Consider the following 24,427-nt stretch of genomic DNA (forward strand, 5'->3'; position numbering starts at 1 on the left):
AAGTTGGACGATGTTGGAAACTGTGGCACAGTGGCCGCCAGCCCGCTCGAACGCCGAGCGGGTGCACGACGATCGGAACAACGGTGATCCTCAATCACGTCTCCCGGACGCGAGCCCCCCTCCGCGTCGCCCTGACGGGTGCGAACGGCGGCTACGGGCGCACGTTCCTGGCGCAGCTCGCGCTCACGCCCGAGATCCGCCCGGTGGTGCTGGTCGACCCCGACACCGCCGGGGTGCGACGCATGCTCGACGAGCTGGGCTACCCGGCCGAGCGCGTCGCCGAGTCCGCCGACCCCGCGACCACCGCGCGCGCGGTCGAGCAGGGCCAGGTCGCGCTCGTCGCGTCGCAGGACGCCCTCGACTGGACGGTCATCGACGTCCTGGTCGAGGCCTGCGGCCGTGTCGCGGCCGGCTTCGGCTACGCCTCGGCCGCGCTCGACCACGGCACGCACGTGGTCATGGTCAGCAAGGAGGTCGACACCGTGGTGGGTGCCGACCTGGGCGCCCGCGCCGCCGCGAACGGCCTCAGCTACCTCCCCGGCGACGGCGACCAGCCCGCCAACCTGCTGCGCCTGGTCGACTGGGTCAGCGCGGTCGGGCTCGACATCGTCGCGCTCGGCAAGTCCGGCGAGTACGACCTGGAGCTCGACCCCGCCACCGGCCGCGTCACGCAGGCCGGCGTCACGGTCGAGGCCCCGGCGCTGCTCAACCTGCTGGAGCTCGGCGACGACGTGGCCGGCACCCTGGCCCGCCGCGCCGAGGCCGTGACCGGCCTCAAGCGCGCCGCCGCGGCCGACTCGTGCGAGATGACCGTGGTCGCCACCCGCACCGGCACGTCCGCCGACGTCGAGGCGATGCACTACCCGGTGGCCCGCATCGCGGAGCTCGCCGACATCTACGCCGCCCGCGAGGACGGCGGCATCCTGGAGCACGACGGCGTCGTCGACGTCTTCTCGGCGCTCCGGCTGCCGGGCGAGGCGAGCTTCGCCGGCGGCGTGTTCGCCGTCGTGCGGACCGGGGACCCCACGGTCTGGGAGCTGCTGCGTGGCAAGGGCCACGTGATCAGCCGCAACGGGAAGTACGCCTGCATCTACTGGCCGTACCACTACATGGGCGTCGAGACGCCGCTGACGGTGCACGCCGCCGTCGACCGCGTCCCGGCCCTGCCGGCCCGCTGGACCATGATGCTCGCCGCCCGCGCGGCCGAGGACCTCGCCGTCGGCACGACGCTGCGCGTCGAGGGCCACCACCACGAGATCGCCGGCGTCGCCCCGGTGATGATCGACCCGGCCGAGGCCGTCGCCCCCTACTACCTGCTCGACGGCGCACGCCTCGCGCGTCCCGTCGCCGCGGGCAGCCTGATCGGCCTGGCCGACGTCGAGGGGGTCGACGAGCCCGCGCTCGCCGCCTACCTGGCCGGCACCGCCGCGACCACCACGACGAACGGAGACGATCGATGACGATTCTCGCCCCGTGCACGCAGTCCGCACGTTCACGCAAGGAGCAGACGGCATGACCGCCGAGATCATCGCCCTGATCGGGCTCGCGCTGGTCTTCGGGATCTCGGCGCTGCGCAACGTCCACATGGGGGCGCTCGCGCTGGTCGCGGCGTTCGTCGTGGGCATCGGCGTGGTCGGGGAGGGCCTCGACGACGTGCTGAGCGGGTTCCCCGTGGACGCCCTCATCATCCTCGTGGGCATCACGTACCTGTTCGGCATCGCGCGCGAGACCGGCACCATCGACTGGCTCGTGGACCGCTCGCTCGGCCTGATCGGCGACCGGGTGGCCCTGCTGCCCTGGGGTCTGTGGCTGATCGCCACAGGCGTGGCCTGCCTGGGCACCTCGCACGCGGCGTTCGCCGTGGTGCCCATCGCGATGAGCCTCGCGGCGACCCACCGCATCAGCTCCACCATGATGGGTATCGCGATGAGCTCCGCGATCGTCGGTGGTGCGCTCGCGCCCACCAGCATCGTCGGCATCACGGTGCAGACGGTCGCCTCCAGCGCGGACATCCCGTACAACGCGGGCCTCATGTTCGGCCTGTCGGTCGGCGTCAACGGCCTGGTCGTGCTCGCCGCGTTCTTCATGTTCGGCGGTCGCGAGCTGATCCAGCGCACGCGGCAGGCCCGCGCGGCGTCCGACGGCGGGACCGGCGGCACCGGTGCGTCCGGCGGCCCGGCCGGCGGTTCCGGCGGCGGCGTCGCCACGCTGGAGCGCACGGAGACCAAGGTCCCGGCGAAGATCACGGCCCTGCAGGCGCTCGTGATCATCTCCATCCTGGTGCTGATCGGCGGGTTCTTCCTGCTCACCACGCTCGACGTCGACATCAACCTCGGCGTGGTCGCCCTGACCATCGCGGTGATCCTCGCGCTCGTGGACCCCGGTGTCGGACGCCGCGGCATCTCGCGGATCGACTGGAGCACCATCCTGCTGCTGGGCGGCATCATCACGTACGTCGAGGTGCTCACCCGGCTCGGCGCCATCGAGCAGCTCGGCGAGGCCGCGCGCTCGGTCAGCCAGCCGCTGGTCGCGGCGCTCGTGCTGTGCATCGTGGCCGGCCTGGTCTCGGCGTTCGCGTCGACCATCGGCATCATCGGTGCGCTCATCCCGCTCGCCGTCCCGCTGCTGATCCCGGGCGGCGGCCTGGAGATGACGGGCTTCATCTATGCCCTCGCCATCTCCGCCTCGCTGGTCGACTGCGCGCCGTTCGGCACCACCGGAGCGACCATCGTCGCCTCGACCGTGGAGCACGACCGACCGAAGGTGAACCGAGACCTCACGATCTGGGGTCTGTCGATGGTGATCATCGGCCCGGTGGTGACGCTGCTGACGATGGTCGTGCCCTTCCTCTGGGCCTGACAGGTCATCGCAGGCCGGCTCTCACGGCACGATCGAGTCCACGTAGCCGCCGTCCACCCGGACGGCGGCTCCCGTGGTTGCGGAGGCCAGCGGTGAGCTGAGGTAGGCCACCATGTTCGCGATCTCCTCCGGCTCGATGAGCCGCTGGAGCAGCGACTGCGGGCGGTGCAGCCGCATGAACTCGCGCTGCGCCTCGTCCCAGGGCAGGGACTCGTCGACGAGCTCGTAGACGAAGTTCTCGACGCCGCCGGTGTGCGTCGGGCCGGCGATGACGGAGTTGACCGTCACGCCGGTCCCGGCCGCCTCCTTGGCGAAGCCGCGCGAGACGCCCAGCAGCGCCGTCTTCGAGACGCCGTAGTGGATCATCTCGGCGGGGATCACGATCGCCGAGTCGCTGGCGATGTTCAGCACGCGCCCCCAGCCCCGCGCGGTCATGCCGGGCAGGGTCGCGCGGATCAGGCGGACGGCGGCCAGCACGTTCACCTCGAAGTACCGCCGCCACTCGTCGTCGTCGATCTCCAGCGGCGGCACGGCGCCGAACACGCCCAGGTTGTTGACCAGCACGTCGACGTCGCCAGCGGCGGCGAGCACCTCATCGGTCCCGGCCGCGTCGGTGACGTCGCCCGCCGCGGCCACCAGGACGCGGTCCGCCGACTCCGCACGCAGCTCGTCGATCGTGGCGGCCACGCCCTCGGCGCGCCGTCCGTTGATCGCCACGCGGGCCCCGGCGTCCGCGAGCGTCGCTGCGATGGCGCGGCCGATGCCCTGCGTCGAGCCCGTCACGAGCGCGGTCCTGCCGGTCAGGTCGATCCGCATCGTTCCCCCTGCTGTGTTCGTTGTGTCGTCCCGCTGTCCGGTCCGGTGCGCTGCCGCGCTGTCCCACTGTGCTGCCTCGCCGGCCGACCCGCCTGCCGGTTGACGGCGCGGCCTGCTCAGGCTGACGGGCCCACTGCTCCACGGCGGTCGCGCTGACCGCCCGGAGGGTAGACACGACTCAGAGCGGGGTGGCCGGGTGGGGTGTATTTCGTTCGGCCCGGCCCCGCCCGATTCATCCAGACCGGACTGTCCGGCACAGCCGGAAGATGCGGGCCGCAGCCGATCGAAATCCAGCCCACCCGGCCACCCCTCCAAATCCACACCTTGCCCCCAGCCGCCCGAACCGGAACCTCACCCCAGCGCCGCGAAGGTGTGGAACAGACGCTGCGGGCAGGTCGAGACGCACGCTCGCGGGAGCCCTGCGTGACGGTCAGTCGTCGGCGCGGGACCAGCGGTCCCAGAGCCACAGGATGAACACCAGCAGGAGGAACGCGGGGATCCCCGCGACGCCGAGCCGCGCGAACCAGCTCGTCATCTCGGCGCCGATGCCCGGCTGCGCGCCGTCCGCGCTGCTCTGCCCTTCGGTGTTGTTTTGTCCGTCCGCGCCGTCGGCATCTGCGCGGTCGCCGGAATCTGCGCCGTCTGTGCCGTTCGGGTCACCGCCGGCACGGTTGCCCTCTGTCGCGTCGCCGGCCCGGGTGTCCGCGGCGTCGCTCCCGGAGGTGCCGGTGCCCGTCGCGGTGCCCGCGTCGTCCGTACCTGAGTCACCGGAGCCGGTCCCCGGGATGTCGAGCCCGGCGAACCAGTCGGACACCGCGTCGGCGATCTCGCCGGCGCTCGCGGGGTCGTCGGTGCCTCCGTCGTTCGCTTCAGCACCGCCGTCGTCACCCGCGCCGCCCGCATCGCCGTCCGGCGCGGCACCATCGGCACCGCCGGCTGCTCCGCCGCTCGTTCCGTCGGCTGCGCCGCCTCCGGTGCCGTCCCGTCCGGGCTCGTCGCTGTCACCCGCACCGCCGTCTCCTGCGCTTGCAGTGCCGTCGTCCGCGTTCGCGCCCGGCTCGGCACCGCTCTCGCCGCCCTCACCTGCGCCGCCGCTCCCGTCAGCACTGCCCGCATCGCCGTCCGTGCCGCCTCCGTCTGCGCTGCCTCCACCCGTACCACCGCCGTCTTCTGTGCCGTCGCCCGCACCCGTGCCGGCTCCTTCGCCTGCGCCGTCCCCACCTGCGCCTGCGCCGTCTCCTGCGCCGCCGCCTCCACCCGCACCAGTGCCCGCACCGCCACCACCCGCACCCTCACCCGCCCCGGGGTTCGCGGCCGACTCGGCGGCGGGCGGGTCGTCGGGCTGGTTCGCGACCAGGGCTGCGGCCCCGGCGCCGATCGCCAGCGCGGCGATCACACCGGCGGTGATCGCGGCCTCCTTCTTGCCGAACGGCGGCTTCGCGGCGCCCGCCGCCCCGGCCCCGGCCGCCCCCGCGCCGGCCCCCGCGGCCCCGGCCACCGCCGCGGTGCCCAGCGCGCCCGTCGCCAGGGCGCCGGCGACGAGGTGCTGCCCCAGGTCGCGGAGCATCCACGACACCTCGCGCACGTCGACGAATGCCCGGGTGCACTCCGCGCAACCGTCCATGTGGGCCTCGACCCGGCCGCGGCGCCGGGGGAGGAGCCGGTCCTTGAGGTAGTCGTGCATCGCGGCACGGGTCGCACGGCACTCGGGCTCGTTGACCTCCTGGGCGTGCGCGGCGGCGAACGCCCCGGCGAGCCGTTCCTCGGCCCGCCGTAGCCGCATCGTCACGGCGTGCGGGCGCACCCCGAGGTCACCCGCGATGTCGGCGACGGCCATGTCGCGGACGTGCCGGTCCAGCAGGATCTTGCGGTCGTCGTCGGCCAGGTCGGACAGCGCCGAGCGGAGCATGGAGACGTCCACCTCGCGCTCCGCGTCCAGCTCGGCGCCCGCGACCGGGGGCGTCAGGGCCGCGAGGGTGTCGTCCTCGACCGGTCGGGCGCGGCCGGCCTCGCGCGTCATGGAGATCGCCTCGTTGACGGCGGCCCTGCGCCAGTACGGGGCGGGGTCCTCGATCGTCTTTCCGGTGGAGACGATGCGGACCATCTTCTCCAGCGCGCGGCTGGTTGCCTCCTCGGCGTCGATGCCGGGGACGCGTGCCGCGACGGAGCGCACGACGTTGGGGCGGTGCAGCACCCAGTCGTCGATCTGCAGCGCGCGTGCGGCAGTCATACCGGCTGATCCCCTCCCGTTCGGGGACCATTCCACCGAGGTCGGGCACGCGCCGCTCGACGAACCGCAGAATGTGCGTCAACGCACGACCGGCTTGACGAGCGGCCGGCGGGCACCTATTTTGAGTGAAACTTCATGTAAATCTGGAGGGTGTCATGTCGGACCCGAGTCTCGAGAAGCTGATGCGCGCGAACCTGCTGGAGGTCTTCGGCGAGCGCGACGCCGACCGCCGGGCGGAGGCGATCCGCCGGACGTACACGCAGGACGTTGTCTTCGCCGACGCCGAGGGCCAGGTCGAGGGACACGAGGCACTCGACGCCAAGGTGCGGGAGATCCTCGACGGGGCGCCCGGGTTCGTGTTCCGGCCGGACGGGGACTTCTACCAGGTGCAGGACCTGGGCTACCTGGCGTGGGCGCTCGGGCCCGAGGGTGCGCCGCCGGTGGTCCGCGGCACGGACATGGGCTTCGTCCGCGACGGGCTCCTCGCGAAGGTCTACACCGTCCTGTTCCGCTGAGCCGTATGGGTCGCTACGACGTCCCGCCCGAGTCGCCCTTCGCGTTCCTCGACGACGACCAGGTGCGCGCCTGGTACGCCTTCATGAAGGTGCACCTGCGCCTGCGGTACGAGATGAACCACCAGCTCCAGGCCGACGCCGACGTCTCGCTGGCGGACTACGACGTCCTGGTCGCGCTCACCAGCGACCAGGACGGCAGGATGACGGTCTCCGACCTGGCCACACGCATCGGCGCCGAACGGAGCCGGGTGTCCCACCAGGTGCTGCGCATGGCCGGCCGGAACCTCGTCGAGGTCACCCCGAACGCGCGGGACCGCCGGGCCAAGGACGTCACCCTCACCGCCGAGGGACGCGCCCTGCTCGGACGGGCCTCGCCGGGGCACATCGCGTTCGTGCGCTCCGTCTTCCTCGACGCGCTCTCGGACGCGCAGACCCGGCAGCTCGCGGGCGCGTTCGAGGGCATCTACGACCGCCTGGTCGAGCACGGGACGCTGCCGCGCCCCGCGGACCACCCCTGAGCGACACCATTCCTGAGCGACGTCATCCCTGGCCGACGGCGCGCGCCCCGCGCACCGCCCACCACACCGCGACGTAGAGCAGCAGCGCGGCGATCAGGGCGGCCCCGGCCCCGGTCGCGACGTCGGACAGCACGCCCTCGACCACGTCCCGGGGCGTGAACCCCACGCCGTCGGACGACGAGCCAGCCGACCACCACCGCACCGTGCCGAGCACGGCACCGACCACCGCGACGGCGACGACCGCCCACAGCCCGCGGAGGGTCGCACGCCGGACGCTCGCGTCCTGTCGGGCAGCGCCCCACCCCGGCATCCGCGACCGGCGCCGCCACAAGTACACCGCGATCACCACGAGCCCCACGACGGTGCTCACGTGCTGCAACAGCCGGGCCCACGTGAGGTCGCCGAACGCCGTGGCGCTCAGCAGGGGCACGTGCGTCACGACGTACCCGTCGCCGTGCGTGAACGAGTCCCACACCAGGTGCGTCGCGATCCCGATCACCAGCGACAGCAGCACCCACGCCGAGCGCCGGAGCAGCACACCCGCCGCCGTCGGGCCGGGCTCGCCTCTCCCGTCAGCACCGCGCCTGCCCGCCCCAGGCCCAGCCGAACCCGCCCCGACAACCCCCGGCAGCAGCCCCCCGACCGGCCGCCGCGCCGCGAGCAGGAACCCGTACAGCACCAGCGCGTACGGCAGGCTCACCGTGACCGCGCCGGCCAGGGAGTGCGACGTTGTCGCGTTCATGAACGGCTCGTACCAGGACTGAGCGCTCACCGGGACGGGCATGCTGCGGGCGAAGTACGGCAGGTCGGGCGCGACGGCGCCGGCCACGAGCGCGGCGGCGCTGAACGGGCGGCGCACGAAGGGCAGCACCGCGGCGGGGTGCGAGAGCGTGAACGGCATCGGGTCCTTCAGGGGCAGAGCCGACGGCCGCCCCCGGGTGTCGGGAGCGGCCGCCGGAGGAGCGGGGGCGGGGTCAGCGCCGGCGCAGCACCAGGCCGCGCACGTACGACGCCTGACCCGCGTGCTGCAGGTCGTCGTTGACGATACTGACCAGCCGGACGCCGAGCGTCACCGGCGGGTCCCACCGCGTGTCGACGACGCGGTCGAGGTCGTCGTCGGACAGCCGCTCCAGGTACCGCAGCGTCCGCTCGTGCACGGCGTCGTGGTACCCGGTGAGCAGGTCGCCGGAGGAGACCCGGACCGCGGCGACCTCCTCGGCGTCGTGCCGGTAGCCGGTCTCCTCGGCCGGGAAGGGCAGGCCGAACCTGCGGTCCCAGCCGTCGTCGGACCAGATCTGGCTCGTGCCCGCGGCGTCGGCGACGTGGTCGTCCTGGACGCGGGTCAGGTGCCAGACGAGCCAGGCGACCGAGTTGGAGCCGTCGTCGGGCCGGTAGGCGAGCTCGTCGGCGGACAGCCCCCTGACCGCCCCGTGCACCGTCTCGCGGATGCGGCCGAACGCGTCGGCCAGCAGATCGGTACCACGCATCGTTCCCCCTAGACCTCGACGTCGCGTGCGGTGCCACGATGCCACAGCACCGCACGCGACGGCCGGTCGGCCCAGCCGTCCGGCTGGTCGGCCGAGCAAAAGCGCAGGTCAGCCCAGCCGGATCAGCACCTTGCTGCTCTCCGGCCCGGCCGCTGCCGCCAGCGCCGCGTCGGCGTCCGCCAGGTCGAAGCGGTGCGTGATCACGCCGGACACGTCCAGCCCGTCGCCCAGGGCGGCGAGCGCGTCGCTGATCTCCTCGACGAACCGGTAGGCCCCGACCCAGGTGATCTCGCGGGTCACGAGGTCGCCGAGGGCGGCCGGCGCCGCGGCGCCGGGCAGGTTGCCGACCTGGACGAGCGTGCCGCCGCGGGCCGTGGCCCGCAGCACGCCGCCGAGCGCGGCCGGCGCCCCGGAGGCCTCGAACACGAGCTCGCTGTCGGCGGGCAGCGTGTCGCCGTCGGCCACGTTGAGCACGTGGTCGGCGCCGAGCTCCTTGGCCACGGCCAGGGAGGCGTGCGAGACGTCGGCCGCGGTGACGGACGCCGCGCCCGCGTGCTTCGCGGCGGCCACGACGAGGCACCCGATGGGGCCCGCGCCGTTGACCACCACGTCGCGCCCGACGACGGCGCCGGCCCGGCGTACCGCGTGCATCGCCACGGCGAGCGGCTCGGCCAGCGCGCCCAGCTCGGTGCCGACGCCGTCGGGCAGACGGCGGAGCTGGGCTGCGGGGACGGCCCGCAGCTCGCTGAACCCGCCGTCGGTATGGGGGTGGAAGGCCGCCGAGCCGAAGTAGCGCACCTGCGAGTGCAGGTTGGTGCGCCCGGCGAGCCGGTCCGGCAGCACGGAGTCGGCCGTGGCGGTCGCGGGGTGCACGGTCACGGGCGTGCCCTCGGCCCAGCCGGTCACTCCCGGACCGGTCGCGACCACGCGTCCGGCCACCTCGTGGCCCAGGACGAGCGGGTCGCGCAGCACGGCCGTGCCGGACGCGCCGTTCTTCCAGTAGGCGACGTCGGACCCGCACACGCCGCCCCACTCCATGGCGACCACGACCTCGCCGGGCCCCGCCACGGGGTCGGGGCGCTCCTCGACGCGCAGGTCCCGCGCGCCGTGCACGACGACGGCCCTCATGCGGCGTCCTCGAGCTGGACCAGGTCGCGGCCCTGGGTCTCCGGGGAGAGACGCGCGGCGACCAGCGTGATCGTGGAGTACACGATGAGCATCGCCGCGATGGGCCACCAGCTCCCGGTCGCCGCGGTCAGCGACGCGGCGATGACCGGGCCGATCGCGGTGGCGAGGATGCCGCCGATCTCCTTGGACAGGGCGAGCTGCGTGAACCGGGTGCGGGCGCCGAACAGCTCGGCCATCGTGACGCTCTCCAGGGCGAACAGGCCCAGCACACCGAGGTTGAGGCCCGCGATCATGCCGAACAGCAGGGCGGCGGTGCTGCCGCTCGTGATCATCAGCATCATCGGGAACGCGAACGCGATGGTCAGCAGCGACAGCGCGGTGTAGATCGCGCGCCGGCCGAAGCGGTCGCCGAGCATGCCGACCAGCGGCACGGTCACGAAGCCCGCGATGGAGCCCCACATGATCGCCTCGGTGGGCAGGGCCCGGTCCATGGCGAGGCTGGTGGCGATGTAGCCGACGAGGAAGGTCTGCACCAGGCCGGAGTTGCCGGCCTGGCCGAACCGCAGGGCCAGGGCCAGGAAGAACGCCTTGCCCTTGCGCTGGGAGATGGCGGCCTCCAGCACGGGGGCGGTCTCGGCCTCCTTGACCTCGGCGCGGGTCAGGGCGACGCCGTCGACGACGTCGGGGCGGGCCTCGAAGACCGGGCTCTCCTTGACGTTGCGACGGATCCAGACGGCGAAGATCATCAGCACGAAGCTGAGCAGGAACGGCAGGCGCCAGCCCCACGACAGGAGCTGCTCCTCGCTGAGCACGACCAGCAGCAGGGCCCACAGGGCGGACGCCGCCAGGGTGCCCGAGTTGGTGCCGAGCGAGACGAGCGAGGCGACGAGGCCGCGGCGCTTCACGGGTGCGTACTCGGCGAGCATCACGGTGGCGCCCGCGATCTCGGCGCCGGCGCCGAAGCCCTGCACCAGGCGCAGCGCGACCAGCAGGATCGGCGCGGTGATGCCGATCATCTGGTAGGTCGGCAGCACGCCGATCAGCGTCGTGGAGACGCCCATGAGCGCGATGGTCAGGAACAGCACCTTGCGGCGTCCGATCCGGTCGCCCATCCGGCCGAAGTAGACGGCGCCCGCGAGCCGGGCCACGTAGCCCACGCCGTAGGTCGCCATCGCGGCGATCAGGGCGATGGCGGGGCTGACACCGGGGAAGAAGATCTGGTTGAAGACGATCGCGGCCGCCAGCGAGTAGAGCTGGAAGTCCATGAACTCCATGGCGGTGCCGAGCCAGCCCGACACGGCGGCGCGGGTGAGGTCCTTCGTCGACCGGGTCACGGCGTTGCCCGGTGCGCCCGGCGAGGTGTCGCCCGGTGAGGTCATAGCGGTGTCCGCCATGGGAGGTGCTCCTTGACTTCTTTGACTGACGTCGTTGTCCGAACGGCCGCGCGGGCCGATGTGTGGCAGGTCTTGTATGTAAGCAGCGTCCACAAGTTTCTGTCAACTGTCGGTGGCGTGGAAGCGACGTCGGTCTCGTCTAGACTCCGGGCATGGGGCAAGCCTCGACCCGATCGAACCGGAGCGTCGTCTACGAGACGCTGCGCCGCAAGGTGCTCACCCTGGAGCTCGCACCGGGCGCCTCCCTGTCGGAGAACGAGCTGGCCGCGTCCCTCGGCGTCAGCCGCACGCCGGTGCGCGAGTCCCTGATCCTGCTCGGCGAGGAGGGCCTGGTCCGGGTCTTCCCCAAGGTCGGCTCCTTCGTCTCCCGGGTCGACGCCGAGCGCGTCGCCGACGCGCAGTTCCTCCGTGAGGCGGTCGAGCTGGCCGCCTTCGACGACATCCCCGAGACGCTCGACGCCGACCTGCTCGCCGAGCTCCGGGCCAACCTGGAGCAGCAGCGCGAGCCCGGGCTCGACATCGAGAAGTTCTTCGCGCTCGACGAGGCGTTCCACCACGGCCTGCTGCGCCTGAGCGGGCACGGCAGGGCCTGGTCGACCGTCGTCGCGGCCAAGGGGCACCTCGACCGCGCGCGACGCCTCGGCCTGCACGAGACCAACGGCGTCGGCCGGTTCGTGGACGAGCACCATGCCATCCTCGACGCAGTGGTCGCCGGCGACATCTCCAGCGCGCGCGCCAGCCTCCGGGCGCACCTGCGCGCCGTCTTCGACGACATCGAGAAGACCCGCCGGCGCTCGCCCGAGCTGTTCGCCGCGGACGACGGCACCGTGCCGGTGCGCCGCAGCATCGCCGTCTGGGAGTAGTCGCCGGGCGGCGGTCGCCGTGGCGCGCCGTCGGGCAGTACCAGGGGAGTACACAGGAGTCATCCCTGGGAGGACTCGCTCGGGCGCGCGGTGGACGAGAGTCGGACTCGTCAGCACCGGCAACACGAGAGAGGCGGCCGACGTGGCGCCCCCACTGATCTCCGTCAGCAATCTGCGCAAGACCTACGGGTCCGGGCCCAGCGCCTTCGAGGCCCTCAAGGGCGTCGACCTGGACATCGCCCCGGGCGAGTCCGTGGCGATCACCGGCAAGAGCGGCTCGGGCAAGTCCACCCTGATGCACCTGCTCGCCCTGCTCGACCGGCCCACCGCGGGGACCATCACCCTGGACGGGACCGACACGTCCCGGCTCTCCGCGAAGCAGCTCAACCAGACCCGGAACAGCGCCTTCGGGTTCGTCTTCCAGCAGTTCTTCCTCAACGCCCAGGCCAGCGTGCTGGACAACGTGACGCTGCCGCTGAAGATCGCCGGGGTGCCCCGGCGCGAGCGCACCGCCCGCGGGATGGCCGCCCTGGCCCAGCTCGAGCTCGACGACAAGGCCGGCAACAAGGCCAACGACCTGTCCGGCGGGCAGAAGCAGCGCGTGGTCATCGCCCGGGCACTGATCAACCGGCCGCGGGTCATCTTCGCCGACGAGCCCACCGGCAACCTGGACACCGCCACGGGCGGCGTCGTCGAGGACATCCTGTTCGACCTGAACCGCAGCCAGGACATCAACCTGGTGGTCGTCACCCACGACGAGGAGCTGGCGTCCCGCTGCGACCGCAGCATCCACGTCCGCGACGGCCTCCTCGCCCGCGCGGAGGTGGCGGCATGAGGGTCCTCGACATCGTCACCACCGCGTTCCGCAACGCCTTCCGGTCCCGGCTGCGCACCAGCCTGACCGTCCTGGCGATCTTCATCGGCGCGTTCACGCTCTCCCTGACCAACGGCCTGGGCACCGGCATCAACCGGTACATCGACGACACCGTGGCCTCCGTGGGCGTCGACGACGTCATGACGGTCACGGCCACGAACGAGGACGCCCCGGCCGACGGCGGGCCCGCCGAGTACGACCCGGATCAGATCGCCGTCGAGGGGCCGCCGGGGGCGACGGCGACCGCCCTGACCGACGACGACATCGACACCATCGCGGATGTCGACGGCGTGCTGTCCGTCGAGCCGGTCAAGAACGTGACCACCGACTACGTGCAGCACGACGGCGGCGACAAGCTCCAGCTCTCCATCTCGCAGTTCGTGCCCGGCATGAAGGTCGAGCTCGCGTCCGGCACCCAGGTGGACCTCGCCGCCGCCGACCCGCAGGTCGTGCTGCCCGAGAGCTACCTGGAGCCGCTGGGCCTGGGCAGCGCGGCCGACGCCGTCGGGCAGACCGTCGTCCTGGCCGTCACCGACGGCACGGGCGCGCAGGTGACCACGGAGGCGGACGTCGTCGGCATCGCGGAGCCCGGCGTCATCAGCATGGCCGGCGCGATCCCCAACGACACGCTCGCCGAGACGCTCTACGACCTGCAGACCACGGGCGCGCCCGCCGCCCAGGCCGAGCGCTACGCGCAGGCCTCCGTCACGTTCGACGCCGCCGCGGGCGAGGAGTCGACCCAGGCCCTCAAGGACCGCCTGGAGGACGCCGGCTACACCGCCAGCACCCTGGAGGACCAGCTCGGCACGATCACCTCGGTGATCGACGCGATCGTGCTCGTGCTCAACGGGTTCGCGGTGATCGCGCTGGTCGCGGCCGGGATCGGCATCGTCAACACGTTGTTCATGGCCGTGCAGGAGCGCACCCGCGAGGTGGGGCTGATGAAGGCGATGGGCCTGTCCAGCGCACGCGTCTTCTCCCTGTTCAGCATCGAGGCCGTCGTCATCGGCCTGGTCGGCAGCGCGCTGGGCGTGCTCGCCGCGATCGGCATCGGGCAGGTCGTGGGCGGTATCTCCGGGGACCTCCTGGCGAACCTCCCGGGCCTGACGCTCATCGCGTTCGAGCCGGTCACGGTCGCCGCCGTCGTGCTCGGGGTGATGGCGATCGCGTTCCTGGCGGGCACGCTGCCGGCCCTGCGGGCCGCGCGCCAGGACCCGATCTCCTCGCTCCGCTACGAGTAACCCCCTGGCGTGTCAGACGTACAGGTCCCTCCCGTGACCTGTACGTCTGACACGTGCGCCGGGGGAGGGCGCGGAGGGCACCTCACCCGTTCTGGGGGAGTCCGGCCGGACACGCCGCGGCGAGCATGGGGGCACCCGTGCAGACCCGCGGCCCGTGCCGCCGACCCGAAGGAGCACCGTGGCCGACTCACCGAACATCCTCGTGATCTGGGGCGACGACATCGGGATCACGAACATCAGCGCCTACTCCGACGGCGTGATGGGGTACCGCACGAGGAACATCGACCGGATCGCCGCCGAGGGGGCGCGGTTCACCGACTACTACGGCGAGCAGAGCTGCACCGCCGGCCGCGCCGCCTTCATCACCGGGCAGAACCCGTACCGCACCGGGCTCACCAAGGTAGGCATGCCGGGCGCGGAGATCGGGCTGCAGGCCGAGGACCCGACGATCGCCACCGCGCTCAAGGACCGCGGGTACGCCACCGGCCAGTTCGGCAAGAACCACCTCGGGGACCGCGACGAGCACCTGCCGACCCTGCACGGCTTCGACGAGTTCTTCGGCAACCTCTACCACCTCAACGCCGAGGAGGAGCCCGAGCTGGACGACTACCCGCGGCCGGAGGACTATCCCGACTTCCGGGAGCGGTTCGGCCCGCGCGGCGTTCTCCATTCCTGGGCGAACGGCGACGGTACGCAGCGCATCGAGGACACCGGGCCGTTGACGCGCCAGCGGATGGAGACGGTCGACGAGGAGTTCCGGGACGCGGCGGTCGGCTTCATGCGCGACAAGGCCGCCGCCGACCAGCCGTTCTTCGTCTGGTTCAACTCGACGCACATGCACTTCCGCACGCACGGCAAGCCGGAGAGCAGGGGCCGCGCGGGCCGGTGGCAGTCGGTCTACCACGACACGATGCTCGACCACGACGACCTCGTGGGCAGCCTGCTGGACGAGCTCGACGCGCTCGGCATCGCGGAGAACACGATCGTCGTCTACTCCACGGACAACGGCCCGCACATGAACAGCTGGCCCGACGGCGGGATGACGCCGTTCCGCAACGAGAAGAACTCCAACTGGGAGGGCGCCTACCGCGTGCCGGCCATGGTGCGCTGGCCCGGTCACGTCCCGGAGGGCACGGTGCTCAACGGCCTCTTCAGCCACGCCGACTGGTTCGTGACGCTGCTGGCCGCGGCGGGGGAGCCCGTCATCGCGGACCGGCTCCGCGAGGGCACGGACCTCGGCGGGACGCGCTACAAGGTGCACCTGGACGGGCACGACCAGCTCTCCTACCTCACGGGGGAGAGCCCGGTGTCCGCGCGCGAGCACTTCTTCTACGTGTCCGACGACGGCGACCTGACCGCCCTGCGCTTCGACAACTGGAAGATGGTGTTCCTGGAGCAGCGCGCCGCCGGCACCCTCGACATCTGGCTGGAGCCCTACGTCGAGCTGCGGGCGCCCAAGATCTTCAACCTGCGGACCGACCCGTTCGAGCGCGCGGACATCACGTCCAACACCTACTTCGACTGGATGCTGGACCACATCTGGCTGGCGGTGCCCGCCCAGGCGTACGTCGCCAGGATGCTGGCGACGCTCGTCGAGTTCCCCGCCCGTCAGGAGCCGGCGTCGTTCAGCATCGACCAGGTGCTGGCCAAGCTCACGTCGGGCGCCCCGGGCGCATGACGGCGCACACCGAGGCACCTCGCACCCAGGACGACGTCCGGATCGACGGCGGGCTGTTCCGGATGGGCTCCGACGACCACTACCCGGAGGAGGCGCCGGCCCACCCCGTGCGCGTCGACGGGTTCCGGATCGACCGGTTCGCCGTCACGAACGCGCAGTTCGACGCCTTCGTCGCCGCCACCGGGTACGTCACGGTCGCCGAGCGCCCGCTCGACCCCGCCCTGTACCCCGGGGCCCCGCCCGAGAACCTGGCGCCCGGGTCCATGGTCTTCACCCCGACCCCCGGGCCGGTCGACCTGCGCCACCTCAGCCAGTGGTGGGCCTGGGTCCCCGGCGCGTCCTGGCGCCGGCCGGAGGGGCCCGGCTCCGGCGTCGACGACCGCGGCGACCACCCCGTGGTCCAGGTGGCCCACGAGGACGCCGCCGCGTACGCGGCCTGGGCGGGCGCAAGCCTGCCCACGGAGGCCCAGTGGGAGTACGCCGCGCGCGGCGGGCTCGACGGCGCCGCCTACACCTGGGGCGACGACGACCGGCCCGGCGGCCTCGTCCTGGCGAACACCTGGGACGGGCCCGACTTCCCCTGGCGCTCCACCGGCGAGTCGGGGTGGACCCGGACCGCCCCGGTCGGCTCCTTCCCGCCCAACCCGTACGGCCTGTACGACATGGCCGGCAACGTCTGGGAGTGGACCGCCGACTGGTGGTCCGACCGGCACCCCGACGCCGCACCCGACGCCTGCTGCGCGCCCGCCAACCCGCGCGGCGGGGCCGCCCAGGCCAGCCGCGACCCCCGCCAGCCGCAGTTCGCCGTGCCGCGCAAGGTGATCAAGGGCGGGTCGTTCCTCTGCGCCGACACCTACTGCCGGCGCTACCGGCCCGCCGCCCGCCGGCCCCAGGCGGTCGACACCGGCATGAGCCACGTCGGCTTCCGCTGCGTCCGCGAGGACCTCGTGCGCCCCTGGCCGCACGCCGCGGCCGTCGCCCTGGCCACGCCCGTGGCCCCGGTGGCGGTGGCCCGGCCGCTGGCCCTGCCCCTGGCTGCGGCCCTGCCCCTGGCGACGGCGGCGACATCCTCCGGAGGCGCACCATGACCACCGACGGGCGGCTGCCCTCGTGGCGGCCAGGCCGCACCCGGGACGACGTGCTCGGGTTCCTCGACGACGCCGGCTCGATCCCGCCCGAGGACCGCGTCGCCTACTTCGACAACGACGGCACGCTGTGGTGCGAGCGCCCCACCTACGTGCAGTACGAGTTCTACGTCGACGCCCTGCGCCGCCGGGTCGCGGACGACCCGGCGCTCGCGGGGGAGGCCGAGTTCCGCGCCGTGCTCACCGGCGACACCGCGGCGGTGGGGGAGATCGGGCTGTCCCGCGTGGCCCTGGCCCTGGCCGGCCTCTTCCAGGGGCTCGACCCGCGGGCGTTCACCCAGGAGGTGCGCGACTTCGTGCGCGCCGGCGCCCACCCGACCCTGGACCGCCCCCTCAGCACCCTCCGGTACCGGCCCATGCTGGAGCTGCTCGGCGCCCTGCGGGCGCTGGACTTCAGCGTCGGCGTCGTGACGGGCGGGGGCACCGAGTTCGTCCGGGCGGTGAGCCAGGAGCTGTACGGCGTGCCGCCCGAGCGGGTGGTCGGGACGTTGATCGCGTACGACCTCGAGCAGGACGCGCGCGGCCGCCCGGCCCTGCGGCGCACCGCCCGCGTGCTGGGCGACGTCAACGAGGGCGCCGCCAAGGTGACGAACATCCAGGCCCAGCTCGGCAGGTCGCCGGTGCTCGCGGCGGGCAACTCGGCGGGGGACCACGAGCTCCTGGAGTGGGCGGCCGCCGCCCACGGGCCGCACCTCTCGCTCCTGGTGGACCACGACGACGCCGACCGGGAGTTCGCCTACGCCAGCCAGGCCCAGACCTTCTCCGTGACGGAGCCCGTCACGGAGACGGCGGAGCGGCTCGGCTGGACGACCGTCAGCATGAAGGACGACTGGGCGGTCGTGTTCACGTGAACGGGAAGGGGACGGACATGAGACGGACGGCGAGCGCCCTGTTCGGGCTGCTGCTCCTGGTGATCGCGCCGGCGGCGTGCTCCGGCGGCGACACACCCGAGGACAACACGGCGCAGGCGTGCAGCGCGGCCGACGACCTCGACACCGCGCTGACCAACTTCCGCTCGACGCTGTCGCCCGACGCCACGGTCGACGACGTCCGCGCCGCGCGGGACGAACTGAGCCAGGCGTGGCAGACCTTCGACTCTGCGGCGAAGGAGGTGGCCCAGGACCGCGCCCAGGAGCTCGACGACGCGTGGGCCGGTCTGCAGAAGGCCGTCGACGACGTGGCCGGCGAGGCGACGGTCGCGGGTGCGCTGAGCACGCTGGAGGACGAGGCCCAGGGCGTCAAGGACGCACGGGACGACGTGGTGTCCGAGCTCGGCTGCTGAGGCGGCCGGGGCGTCGCGCGGTCTCGGCGGCGCGTCCGGGGACCGGCGTCACAGCAGGTGGAAGCTCCGCGCGATCTTGAGCGCCTCGCTCCGCCGGGACGCCGCGAGCTTGGTGTAGAGGCTGGACACGTGCGTCTTGACCGTGTTCTCGGAGACGAACAGCGCGGCGGCGATGTCCGCGTAGGTAGCGCCCCGTGCCAGCTCGTTGAGCACCTCGCGCTCGCGGGGGCTCAGGGCCGGTGGCACGAGGGCCAGGCTCACCTCCCCGAGCTCGCGCGGCGTCGCCGTCATCGACGCGTACAGCACCGTGACGTCCGGCCGCTCGGCGGCGGTCGCGGCGAGCTCGTGCACCCAGGGCCCGGCCGGGCGCTCGGCCAGCCGCCGCAGGAGTGTCGCGATGGGGGTGCCCTGGCGGGCCCAGCCGAAGAAGGGCGCCGCGTTGCGGCGGGCCTCGGTGACGGAGATCGCCTCCGCGAGCCGGTCCTCCGAGCGGGCCGGGTCGCCGAGCGCGTCCAGGACCTGGGCCTCGCACGCGAGCGCGAGGGCGCGCGTGGGCGGCTGGGAGTACGTGGCGTCCGCGGCGGCGGCCTCGAACGCGACGGCCGCGCCGCGCCGGTCGCCCTCCCGGTCGGCGCGCAGGCCCTGGACCAGGGCCGCCTCGCCGACGGCGCCGAGCGAGTCGAGCGTGCCGCGCAGCGACTTGAGGGTCTCGCGGTCGCTCGCGAGCACCGCCACGAACGCCTGCTCCACGAGCAGCGCGACCCGGAGGTGCTCCGGGAGCTGCTCGTCGGTCAGGCGTGGGGTCTCCCGGGGCGTCGTGAGGATGCGCCGGGCCTCGACCACGTCGCCGGCCAGGACGGCCTGCCGGGCGTCCCAGACGCGGAACCAGAAGCGGGTGCAGAGGTCGGCACCGTGGCAGCGCGCGTCGACGACCTGCGCCTCGCCCGGGTCGGCGGGCGAGGGGACGTCGAGCAGGCGGGCGAGCAGCCGCGCCAGCCCGGCCCGGGCGGTGACGAACCGCAGGGTGCGCGCGCCGGGGGCGTCGGCGGCGACGAGCACCTCGCCGGCCAGCTCGACGCATGCGGCCTCGCGGCCCCGCATGTACTGGGTGAAGGCGAGGTGGCTCAGGGCGCACACCCCGAGCGGCGCCAGGCCCTGGCTGCGCGACAGGCTGACCGCCAGGGTCAGGCTGGTCTCGGCCTCGGTGAGCTCGCCCAGCCAGTTCTGCGTGACCCCCAGCTCGTTGGCCAGCACGGGCAGCACGTCGGCGTTGGCCTCGCGCACGGCCGGCCGGGTCTGCGAGGCGACCACCACGCGCTTCGCGTGGCCGACGGCGGCGTAGGCCGGCTCCAGCCCGAGCGCGGCGCGCCACAGGCGGACGCAGGCGACGCCGGCGTCCAGGCTCTCGGGGCCGCCCGCCGGGAAGGACGGGGACCACCGCCGTCGGGCCTCCAGGAGCCGGTCGCCCCAGTGCCGCACCCCCTCCAGGTCGTCCCGGACCCAGCAGTCGAGCGCGATGGCGAACCAGATGTCCGGCCGGTGGTCGACGATCTCCGGCTCGGCCCGGACGAACTCGCCCACCTCGTCGTACGCGCTCTGGCCCAGCACCATCCGCACCCCGTCGCGGGCCAGCACGTCGGCGGCCTCGTCCGGCGCCCCGACGCGCACCAGACGGGCGAAGGCCTTCGACAGGTTGCCGCGCGCCATGTCGAGCCGGACGGCCCGGATCACCGTGGAGCGGGCCCGCGCGGCGTCCACCCCGCCGGCGGCGAGCTGCCGCTGCACGACCTCCGCCAGGAGCGGGTGGACCCGGAAGCCGCCGGTGGTCTCCGGCTCGTCCGCCGGGGCCGGGGCGCACCCGTGCTCCTCGCGCATCACCAGCAGGCCGGTGTCCTCCAGCTCGCCGAGGATCTCGCCCGCGTGCTGGTCGTGGGACAGGTGCGCCGCCGCGGGCACGCTGACCACGCCGTCGCCGGCGATGCAGAGCAGGAGGTGCCGCTGCCGCGGGGTCAGGGTGCTGAAGACCTCGCCCGCGACGCGCGTCGCGATCGGCGCGACGTCGTGGGGCAGCAGCCGGGCGGCCGCGGCCGGGTCGGGTGCCGCGCTCAGGTCGCGGGCGGTGAGCACGGCCGCGGCGCACCAGCCGTCGGCGTGCCGGGCCACGGCGTCGAGCACCTGCCGGTCGCCGGTCCGGGCGTGCGCCGAGACCAGCTCGGCGCTCTCGGCGTCGCTCAGCCGCAGCAGGCCGCCGCGCAGCAGCGTGAAGTTGCCGAGCAGCTCCGGGACGAGCCGGGTCAGCGGCAGCACCCAGTGGCTCAGGAGCAGCAGCCGGATGGCCTCCGGCGCGTTGTTGAGCCGCTCGTCGATCCGGCGCAGGGCCGACGGCGGGAGCAGGTGGGCGTCGTCGACCACGACGAGGTGCGGCGTGCTGCCCGTCCCGGCTGGTTCGCCGGGCCCGCCGTCGTCGCCGGCGTCCGCCGGGCCGTCGAGGGCGGCGTCGATCCGCTCGGCCGTCCAGGAGTCGTCCGCGCGGACCCAGACGGCGTGCTCCGCGTGCGCCGGGGCCGCCTGCCGCAGCCACCCGGTCACGCCGAGCGTCTTGCCGGCGCCGGCCGGGGCCACGAGCAGGGTCACGGCGCCCTCGGTGGCCTCGTCGAGGCGCTGCCACAGCCGCAGGCGGGGCACGTAGATGCGCGGCAGGCGCGGGAGGTGGTCGTCGTCGGCCTGCCGGCGGGGCGCGCCATGGGTGACGGACGTACCGGCTGGGAACACCAGCCGCGTGGCGCGTGGCGCACTGCGGCGGACGACAGGGCTCGGGTTGGCGCGCATTGTTCCTCACTCGACGGTGAAGCGGCGGCCGCCCCCTGGCCGCCGGCCGGTGACGGGGGAACCCCACCGGCCTACTACTCGCCATGATGCCCGCGGTTCTTCGCCCGTGCCTGCGCACGCGCTGTCTTCACCCCAGGGGCCTGTGATCAGGCACGATGTGCGACAAGTGTGGACAATGCCCAGATTACTGCGACATCGAACGCGATGATGAGCAGGGTCCAGAAGGGGTAGTACGGGATGAACGCGAAGTTCGCCAGGGCCGACACCGCGGCCAGGACGATACCGGCCACGTAGGCCCAGGTCTGGCCGGCGAGGACGCCGATACCGGTGGCGAGCGCGATCGCGCCCACGACGATGTGGATCCAGCCCCAGGTCGTCACGTCGAGCTGGAAGACGTACTCGGCACCCGTGACGTACACGGTGCCCGCCGCGGTCGCGGCGATGCCCTGCAGGATCTGGAAGATCGAGACCATGACGAGCATGACCCCGGCGAAGGCCGAGGTGCCGAGAGCCATGGAGCTGGTGTCGCCGTACTCGGTGGGGCCGACCCTGCCGCCCGGGTAGGTGCCCGGGATCGGCTCGGAGCCGGAGGCGTGAGCGCTGGTCATGATGTCTCCTCGTCGGTGTGTCCCTCGCCGAAGACCTCGCGGAGCGCGGCCTCCTGCTCGGCGTTGAGGTTGGTGAAGATGAGCTCGGGCGCTTCCTGCCCGGCGAAGGCGTCCTGGATCTTGTCGACGACGGCGTCCGAGGAGAGGACGAAGAGCGCCGACGTTCCCGGCGTGATCTTGTCCCGGACACGGTTGATGAAGCCGTCGTCGATCCCCACGTCGGTGAGGGCGCCGCTCAGGGCGCCCGTCGCGGCGCCGATGGCGGCGCCGAGCAGCGGGACGAAGAAGAGGAGCCCGAACAGCATGCCCCAGAAGGCGCCGCCGAGGGCTCCCGCGCCGGTCAGCGACGAGAGCTGGCGGGTCCTGGGCTTCTTGGCCCCCGTCTCCCACCGCACGGTCGCCGCGTCGTGGACGGTGACGAGCTGCTGCTTCGCGAGGTCCTGGATCCGCTTCGCGGCGTCGTCGGCGCCGTCCGCGGTCTTGAACTTCCAGGCGGTGAGTGTTGACTGGGACATCGAGCGCTCCTTCGGGATCGCGAGGGTGGCCTGACCCTGCCAGCCCACCGCGCCGGAGCGTCCCGGACCTCACCCGTTCTCGGTGAACCTGGCGGCCGTGAAGCGCTTCTGCACCTGGCTGCCGATGACGGACAGCACCAGCCACAGCACCAGCGCGACGACGACGGCGCCGCCGCTCTCCGGGTGCCACAGGTCGTCGGCGTCGGTCCAGAGCCGGCCCACGCCCGAGATCACCAGCGCCGCGCCGCCGACCGCCGTGCCCCAGACCAGGAACCGCCGCTCCAGGCGCCGGGCCAGGAACGCGCAGAGCAGGGCGACGGCCGGGATCACGATGAGGGCCAGCAGCACGTCGGCGGTGCCGCCCTGCACGAGCACGAAGAGCCTGGCCCCGACCACCGCCCCGACGCACAGGCCGCAGACGAAGAACAGCAGGCGGGAGGCCACCAGCGTCAGCAGGAAGGCGAGCACCGCACCGGCGACGCCGATCAGCACCGCGGTGCCCGTGTCGGTGCCCAGGGCCACGGCGAGCATCCAGGACACGCCGAACCCGGCGGCCAGCACGGCCAGGCGCACCGACAGCGACCCGGCGAGCAGCAGGAGCAGCCCCACCAGGGTGACGGCCAGGGCGGACATCAGGGGCCGCCGGGGCGGGCCGGGGGACTGCCGTGGTTGTGCACGGCCCCATCGTCGGGCGAGCGAGCGCGGGCGCGGGTCACCCTGTTCGGGTGACGCACCCATATGACAGCCGACACGTGCGGAATGCGGCATCGCGGGTGAATATGTGCCGGTGCCGATTGTGACGGGTGAGCAGGGTGGGGCAAAGGGCATCGAAGTGGACGCACGGGTGGTGGGCGTGGACATCGGCGGCACGGGTTCGCGCCTGCGGTTCAGCTCCGGGCCGCGGGGCGTGTCCTACGAGGTGACGGGGCCACCGGCCACGGTCGTCGACGGGCGGTCGACCGTGCCCGAGGTGGTGCGCGAGCTGTGCCGCGGCTTCGCCCGGTTCGGCGGGCGTCCGCGGGTGTCGGCGGCCGCCGTCGGGATGCGCGGGTTCCGCTCGATGACGCAGGCCGGGAGCCTCGACCCGAACCGCGTGCACGACATCCTCGCCGAGGAGCTGCGGACCAGCTCGACCGCCGTCTCCAGCGACGCGGTGACGGCACACCTGGGCGCGATCGGCGCCGGGTCGGGCGCCACGCTCGCGGTCGGCACCGGCGCGGTCGCCGTGGCCTGCGACGACGTCGGGCGGTGGCACCTCGCCGACGGCATGGGGCCCCATGTGGGGGACAACGGTGGCGGCGCCTGGATCGGACGCCGGGGCCTCGACGCCGCGGCGCGGTCGATGGACGGCCGCCGGATGGGCGCGTCCCCGGGCCTGGTCCGGGCCGCCGAGGAGCACTTCGGCCGGCGCGAGCGCTGGACCACCGTGCACGACGCGTCGCTGTTCGCCGGGTTCGCGCCGCAGGTCATCACGGCCGCCGACTACGGCGACGCGGCGTGCCGCGAGATCCTCCACGAGGCGGCCCGCTCCCTGGCGGACGGGCTGTGCGCCGTGCTCGGCCACCCCGGCGTCGTGCCGGTGGCGGTCACCACGGGCAAGCTCCTGATGCACGCCCCGACGCTCCGGTCGCTCGTCGTCGAGCACCTCCTGGAGAAGCGGGCCGACGTGCGCGTGCAGCCCAGCGCCGGGCTCCCGCTCGACGGCGCGCTGGCGCTGGCCCGGATGCTCGCCGCGCACCCGAACGCCGTCCAGGAGCACGTCCCGCTGCTGGCCGTCCGGATCGGCTCCGCGCCCCGGCTCGACGACTCGATCACGATGCCGCGCGTCGTCCTCCCCGTGGTGCGCCCGCCCCGGGACACCGCCCCGCCGACGAGCTGGGCGCTCGAGGTCCGGTCGGACGACGAGTGGTCCGCGGACCAGGCGCAGGAGGACCGGCCGACCACCGCCTCCTCGGCCCCGTCGGTGTCCGTGGGCTCCTCGGCCGACGCCGTCGTGCCGCTCACGGGCGAGCGCCTCGTGGTCGGCCGCGCCTCGCGCAGCCGCGGCGTCGTACCCGACATCGTGTGCGAGGACACCGGGGTCTCGCGCCGGCACTGCGAGCTCACCTGGATGGAGGGCGGCTGGAGCGTCGTCGACCTCGGGTCGGCCAACGGCACCTACGTCGCCGCGCGCGGTGACGCCGTGCCCACCGAGCCGCTGCGCCCGGGGGAGCGCCGGTGGTTGGCCGACGGCGACCGGGTCTACGTGGGCGGCTCCACCTGCCTGACGGCGCGGGCGGTCACCGCGAGCGTGCGCTGAGCGTTTCGGGTCGTGGCTGGGGCTGGACGGGCCGCGATCCCGCGCTCGGCGGGCCGGGCGCGGGCGCCGCGGTTGGCTGATCTGCGGGGCATGTCACAGGCACCCGGGCGGTGAAGGTGACCAGGAGAGAGGGTGCCGGGTCGGCT

Annotated in this window: 22 protein-coding genes; 12 read left to right on the forward strand and 10 right to left on the reverse strand. The window is 73.5% G+C overall.

All coding sequences use genetic code 11. The features are described from left to right. The first annotated feature begins 83 nt into the window (after nt 1–83). Nucleotides 84–1,460 (forward strand): homoserine dehydrogenase, encoded by a 1,377-nt coding sequence (locus FHX71_RS06285; RefSeq protein WP_182614913.1) that lies wholly within the window; start codon nt 84–86, stop codon nt 1,458–1,460. Nucleotides 1,461–1,512: 52 nt separating this feature from the next. Beyond that, nucleotides 1,513–2,859, forward strand: coding sequence for an SLC13 family permease (locus tag FHX71_RS06290; RefSeq protein WP_182614914.1), 1,347 nt, complete (start codon nt 1,513–1,515; stop codon nt 2,857–2,859). Nucleotides 2,860–2,880: 21 nt separating this feature from the next. Here FHX71_RS06290 and FHX71_RS06295 read toward each other — a convergent pair whose 3' ends face one another. Both FHX71_RS06295 and FHX71_RS06300 read right to left on the reverse strand, forming a co-directional pair. Next, nucleotides 2,881–3,675, reverse strand: coding sequence for an SDR family NAD(P)-dependent oxidoreductase (locus FHX71_RS06295; protein ID WP_182614915.1), 795 nt, complete (start codon nt 3,673–3,675; stop codon nt 2,881–2,883). A 430-nt stretch (nt 3,676–4,105) separates the two neighbouring features. Beyond that, on the reverse strand, nt 4,106–5,905 hold the full coding sequence (locus FHX71_RS06300; protein WP_182614916.1) for a zf-HC2 domain-containing protein: 1,800 nt from the start codon (nt 5,903–5,905) through the stop codon (nt 4,106–4,108). Nucleotides 5,906–6,060: 155 nt separating this feature from the next. Between FHX71_RS06300 and FHX71_RS06305 the strand changes: the two genes are divergently transcribed. Together FHX71_RS06305 and FHX71_RS06310 are read left to right on the forward strand one after the other, a co-directional pair. Continuing rightward, nucleotides 6,061–6,420, forward strand: coding sequence for a nuclear transport factor 2 family protein (locus FHX71_RS06305; RefSeq protein ID WP_246402271.1), 360 nt, complete (start codon nt 6,061–6,063; stop codon nt 6,418–6,420). A gap of 5 nt (nt 6,421–6,425) precedes the next feature. Further along, on the forward strand, nt 6,426–6,938 hold the full coding sequence (locus tag FHX71_RS06310; RefSeq protein WP_182614917.1) for a MarR family winged helix-turn-helix transcriptional regulator: 513 nt from the start codon (nt 6,426–6,428) through the stop codon (nt 6,936–6,938). A gap of 22 nt (nt 6,939–6,960) precedes the next feature. On the opposite strand, the gene FHX71_RS06315 is transcribed toward FHX71_RS06310, so the two are convergent. From FHX71_RS06315 to FHX71_RS06330, 4 genes are all read right to left on the reverse strand, one after another. Further along, nucleotides 6,961–7,839 (reverse strand): DUF4184 family protein, encoded by an 879-nt coding sequence (locus FHX71_RS06315; RefSeq protein WP_182614918.1) that lies wholly within the window; start codon nt 7,837–7,839, stop codon nt 6,961–6,963. Nucleotides 7,840–7,912: 73 nt separating this feature from the next. Then, nucleotides 7,913–8,425, reverse strand: coding sequence for a mycothiol transferase (locus FHX71_RS06320; RefSeq protein ID WP_182614919.1), 513 nt, complete (start codon nt 8,423–8,425; stop codon nt 7,913–7,915). A 108-nt stretch (nt 8,426–8,533) separates the two neighbouring features. After that, nucleotides 8,534–9,553 carry an L-idonate 5-dehydrogenase gene (locus FHX71_RS06325; protein WP_182614920.1) on the reverse strand — a complete coding sequence of 340 codons (1,020 nt, stop codon included), beginning with the start codon at nt 9,551–9,553 and terminating at the stop codon, nt 8,534–8,536. Further along, the gene (locus tag FHX71_RS06330) at nt 9,550–10,932 is read right to left on the reverse strand and encodes an MFS transporter (protein ID WP_182618514.1); all 1,383 of its coding nucleotides are present in this window, start codon (nt 10,930–10,932) and stop codon (nt 9,550–9,552) included. The genes FHX71_RS06325 and FHX71_RS06330 overlap by 4 nt, the downstream gene beginning before the upstream one ends. Before the next feature lie 167 nt (nt 10,933–11,099). Here FHX71_RS06330 and FHX71_RS06335 point away from each other — a divergent pair, with 167 nt between their 5' ends. From FHX71_RS06335 to FHX71_RS06365, 7 genes are all read left to right on the forward strand, one after another. Further along, nucleotides 11,100–11,810, forward strand: coding sequence for a GntR family transcriptional regulator (locus FHX71_RS06335; protein WP_182614921.1), 711 nt, complete (start codon nt 11,100–11,102; stop codon nt 11,808–11,810). A 142-nt stretch (nt 11,811–11,952) separates the two neighbouring features. Next, nucleotides 11,953–12,645 carry an ABC transporter ATP-binding protein gene (locus FHX71_RS06340; RefSeq protein WP_312876941.1) on the forward strand — a complete coding sequence of 231 codons (693 nt, stop codon included), beginning with the start codon at nt 11,953–11,955 and terminating at the stop codon, nt 12,643–12,645. Continuing rightward, on the forward strand, nt 12,642–13,925 hold the full coding sequence (locus FHX71_RS06345) for an ABC transporter permease (RefSeq protein WP_182614922.1): 1,284 nt from the start codon (nt 12,642–12,644) through the stop codon (nt 13,923–13,925). Before FHX71_RS06340 ends, FHX71_RS06345 begins: the two co-directional genes overlap by 4 nt. A 178-nt stretch (nt 13,926–14,103) precedes the next feature. Continuing rightward, nucleotides 14,104–15,603 (forward strand): arylsulfatase, encoded by a 1,500-nt coding sequence (locus FHX71_RS06350; RefSeq protein ID WP_182614923.1) that lies wholly within the window; start codon nt 14,104–14,106, stop codon nt 15,601–15,603. Next, a complete protein-coding gene (locus tag FHX71_RS06355) occupies nt 15,600–16,691 on the forward strand; it encodes a formylglycine-generating enzyme family protein (RefSeq protein ID WP_182614924.1) in 1,092 nt (363 codons plus the stop codon). The genes FHX71_RS06350 and FHX71_RS06355 overlap by 4 nt, the downstream gene beginning before the upstream one ends. Further along, nucleotides 16,688–17,599 carry an HAD family hydrolase gene (locus FHX71_RS06360; RefSeq protein ID WP_182614925.1) on the forward strand — a complete coding sequence of 304 codons (912 nt, stop codon included), beginning with the start codon at nt 16,688–16,690 and terminating at the stop codon, nt 17,597–17,599. The genes FHX71_RS06355 and FHX71_RS06360 overlap by 4 nt, the downstream gene beginning before the upstream one ends. A 17-nt stretch (nt 17,600–17,616) precedes the next feature. Beyond that, on the forward strand, nt 17,617–18,030 hold the full coding sequence (locus FHX71_RS06365; protein ID WP_182614926.1) for a hypothetical protein: 414 nt from the start codon (nt 17,617–17,619) through the stop codon (nt 18,028–18,030). Between the two features lie 48 nt (nt 18,031–18,078). Here the strand turns inward: FHX71_RS06365 and FHX71_RS29085 are convergent, their stop codons facing one another. The 4 genes from FHX71_RS29085 to FHX71_RS06385 all read right to left on the reverse strand — a co-directional run bounded on the left by FHX71_RS29085 (nt 18,079) and on the right by FHX71_RS06385 (nt 22,615). Next, nucleotides 18,079–20,859, reverse strand: a complete 2,781-nt coding sequence (locus FHX71_RS29085; RefSeq protein ID WP_182614927.1) for a LuxR C-terminal-related transcriptional regulator — start codon at nt 20,857–20,859, stop codon at nt 18,079–18,081. Nucleotides 20,860–21,005: 146 nt separating this feature from the next. Then, nucleotides 21,006–21,467: a DUF7144 family membrane protein gene (locus FHX71_RS06375; protein ID WP_220489526.1), complete on the reverse strand. Its 462-nt coding sequence runs from the start codon at nt 21,465–21,467 to the stop codon at nt 21,006–21,008. Further along, on the reverse strand, nt 21,464–21,982 hold the full coding sequence (locus tag FHX71_RS06380; RefSeq protein ID WP_182614928.1) for a DUF1269 domain-containing protein: 519 nt from the start codon (nt 21,980–21,982) through the stop codon (nt 21,464–21,466). Before FHX71_RS06380 ends, FHX71_RS06375 begins: the two co-directional genes overlap by 4 nt. A gap of 69 nt (nt 21,983–22,051) precedes the next feature. After that, nucleotides 22,052–22,615 (reverse strand): DUF4203 domain-containing protein, encoded by a 564-nt coding sequence (locus FHX71_RS06385; protein ID WP_182614929.1) that lies wholly within the window; start codon nt 22,613–22,615, stop codon nt 22,052–22,054. Between the two features lie 199 nt (nt 22,616–22,814). Here FHX71_RS06385 and FHX71_RS06390 point away from each other — a divergent pair, with 199 nt between their 5' ends. Further along, on the forward strand, nt 22,815–24,281 hold the full coding sequence (locus FHX71_RS06390) for a BadF/BadG/BcrA/BcrD ATPase family protein (RefSeq protein ID WP_182614930.1): 1,467 nt from the start codon (nt 22,815–22,817) through the stop codon (nt 24,279–24,281). Nucleotides 24,282–24,427 lie beyond the last annotated feature (146 nt).

Source organism: Promicromonospora sukumoe (assembly GCF_014137995.1).
Taxonomy (GTDB): Bacteria; Actinomycetota; Actinomycetes; order Actinomycetales; family Cellulomonadaceae; genus Promicromonospora; species Promicromonospora sukumoe.

Excerpts from the sequence above, each read along its gene's own strand:
- FHX71_RS06310 (WP_182614917.1), top strand. The coding sequence starts at position 6,426 with ATGGGTCGCTACGACGTCCCGCCCGAGTCGCCCTTCGCGTTCCTCGAC.
- FHX71_RS06380 (WP_182614928.1), bottom strand. The coding sequence starts at position 21,982 with ATGTCCCAGTCAACACTCACCGCCTGGAAGTTCAAGACCGCGGACGGC.
- FHX71_RS06295 (WP_182614915.1), bottom strand. The coding sequence starts at position 3,675 with ATGCGGATCGACCTGACCGGCAGGACCGCGCTCGTGACGGGCTCGACG.
- FHX71_RS06300 (WP_182614916.1), bottom strand. The coding sequence starts at position 5,905 with ATGACTGCCGCACGCGCGCTGCAGATCGACGACTGGGTGCTGCACCGC.
- FHX71_RS06335 (WP_182614921.1), top strand. The coding sequence starts at position 11,100 with ATGGGGCAAGCCTCGACCCGATCGAACCGGAGCGTCGTCTACGAGACG.
- FHX71_RS06290 (WP_182614914.1), top strand. The coding sequence starts at position 1,513 with ATGACCGCCGAGATCATCGCCCTGATCGGGCTCGCGCTGGTCTTCGGG.
- FHX71_RS29085 (WP_182614927.1), bottom strand. The coding sequence starts at position 20,859 with ATGCGCGCCAACCCGAGCCCTGTCGTCCGCCGCAGTGCGCCACGCGCC.
- FHX71_RS06305 (WP_246402271.1), top strand. The coding sequence starts at position 6,061 with ATGTCGGACCCGAGTCTCGAGAAGCTGATGCGCGCGAACCTGCTGGAG.
- FHX71_RS06325 (WP_182614920.1), bottom strand. The coding sequence starts at position 9,553 with ATGAGGGCCGTCGTCGTGCACGGCGCGCGGGACCTGCGCGTCGAGGAG.
- FHX71_RS06345 (WP_182614922.1), top strand. The coding sequence starts at position 12,642 with ATGAGGGTCCTCGACATCGTCACCACCGCGTTCCGCAACGCCTTCCGG.
- FHX71_RS06320 (WP_182614919.1), bottom strand. The coding sequence starts at position 8,425 with ATGCGTGGTACCGATCTGCTGGCCGACGCGTTCGGCCGCATCCGCGAG.
- FHX71_RS06385 (WP_182614929.1), bottom strand. The coding sequence starts at position 22,615 with ATGTCCGCCCTGGCCGTCACCCTGGTGGGGCTGCTCCTGCTGCTCGCC.
- FHX71_RS06360 (WP_182614925.1), top strand. The coding sequence starts at position 16,688 with ATGACCACCGACGGGCGGCTGCCCTCGTGGCGGCCAGGCCGCACCCGG.
- FHX71_RS06315 (WP_182614918.1), bottom strand. The coding sequence starts at position 7,839 with ATGCCGTTCACGCTCTCGCACCCCGCCGCGGTGCTGCCCTTCGTGCGC.
- FHX71_RS06365 (WP_182614926.1), top strand. The coding sequence starts at position 17,617 with ATGAGACGGACGGCGAGCGCCCTGTTCGGGCTGCTGCTCCTGGTGATC.
- FHX71_RS06375 (WP_220489526.1), bottom strand. The coding sequence starts at position 21,467 with ATGACCAGCGCTCACGCCTCCGGCTCCGAGCCGATCCCGGGCACCTAC.
- FHX71_RS06330 (WP_182618514.1), bottom strand. The coding sequence starts at position 10,932 with ATGACCTCACCGGGCGACACCTCGCCGGGCGCACCGGGCAACGCCGTG.
- FHX71_RS06355 (WP_182614924.1), top strand. The coding sequence starts at position 15,600 with ATGACGGCGCACACCGAGGCACCTCGCACCCAGGACGACGTCCGGATC.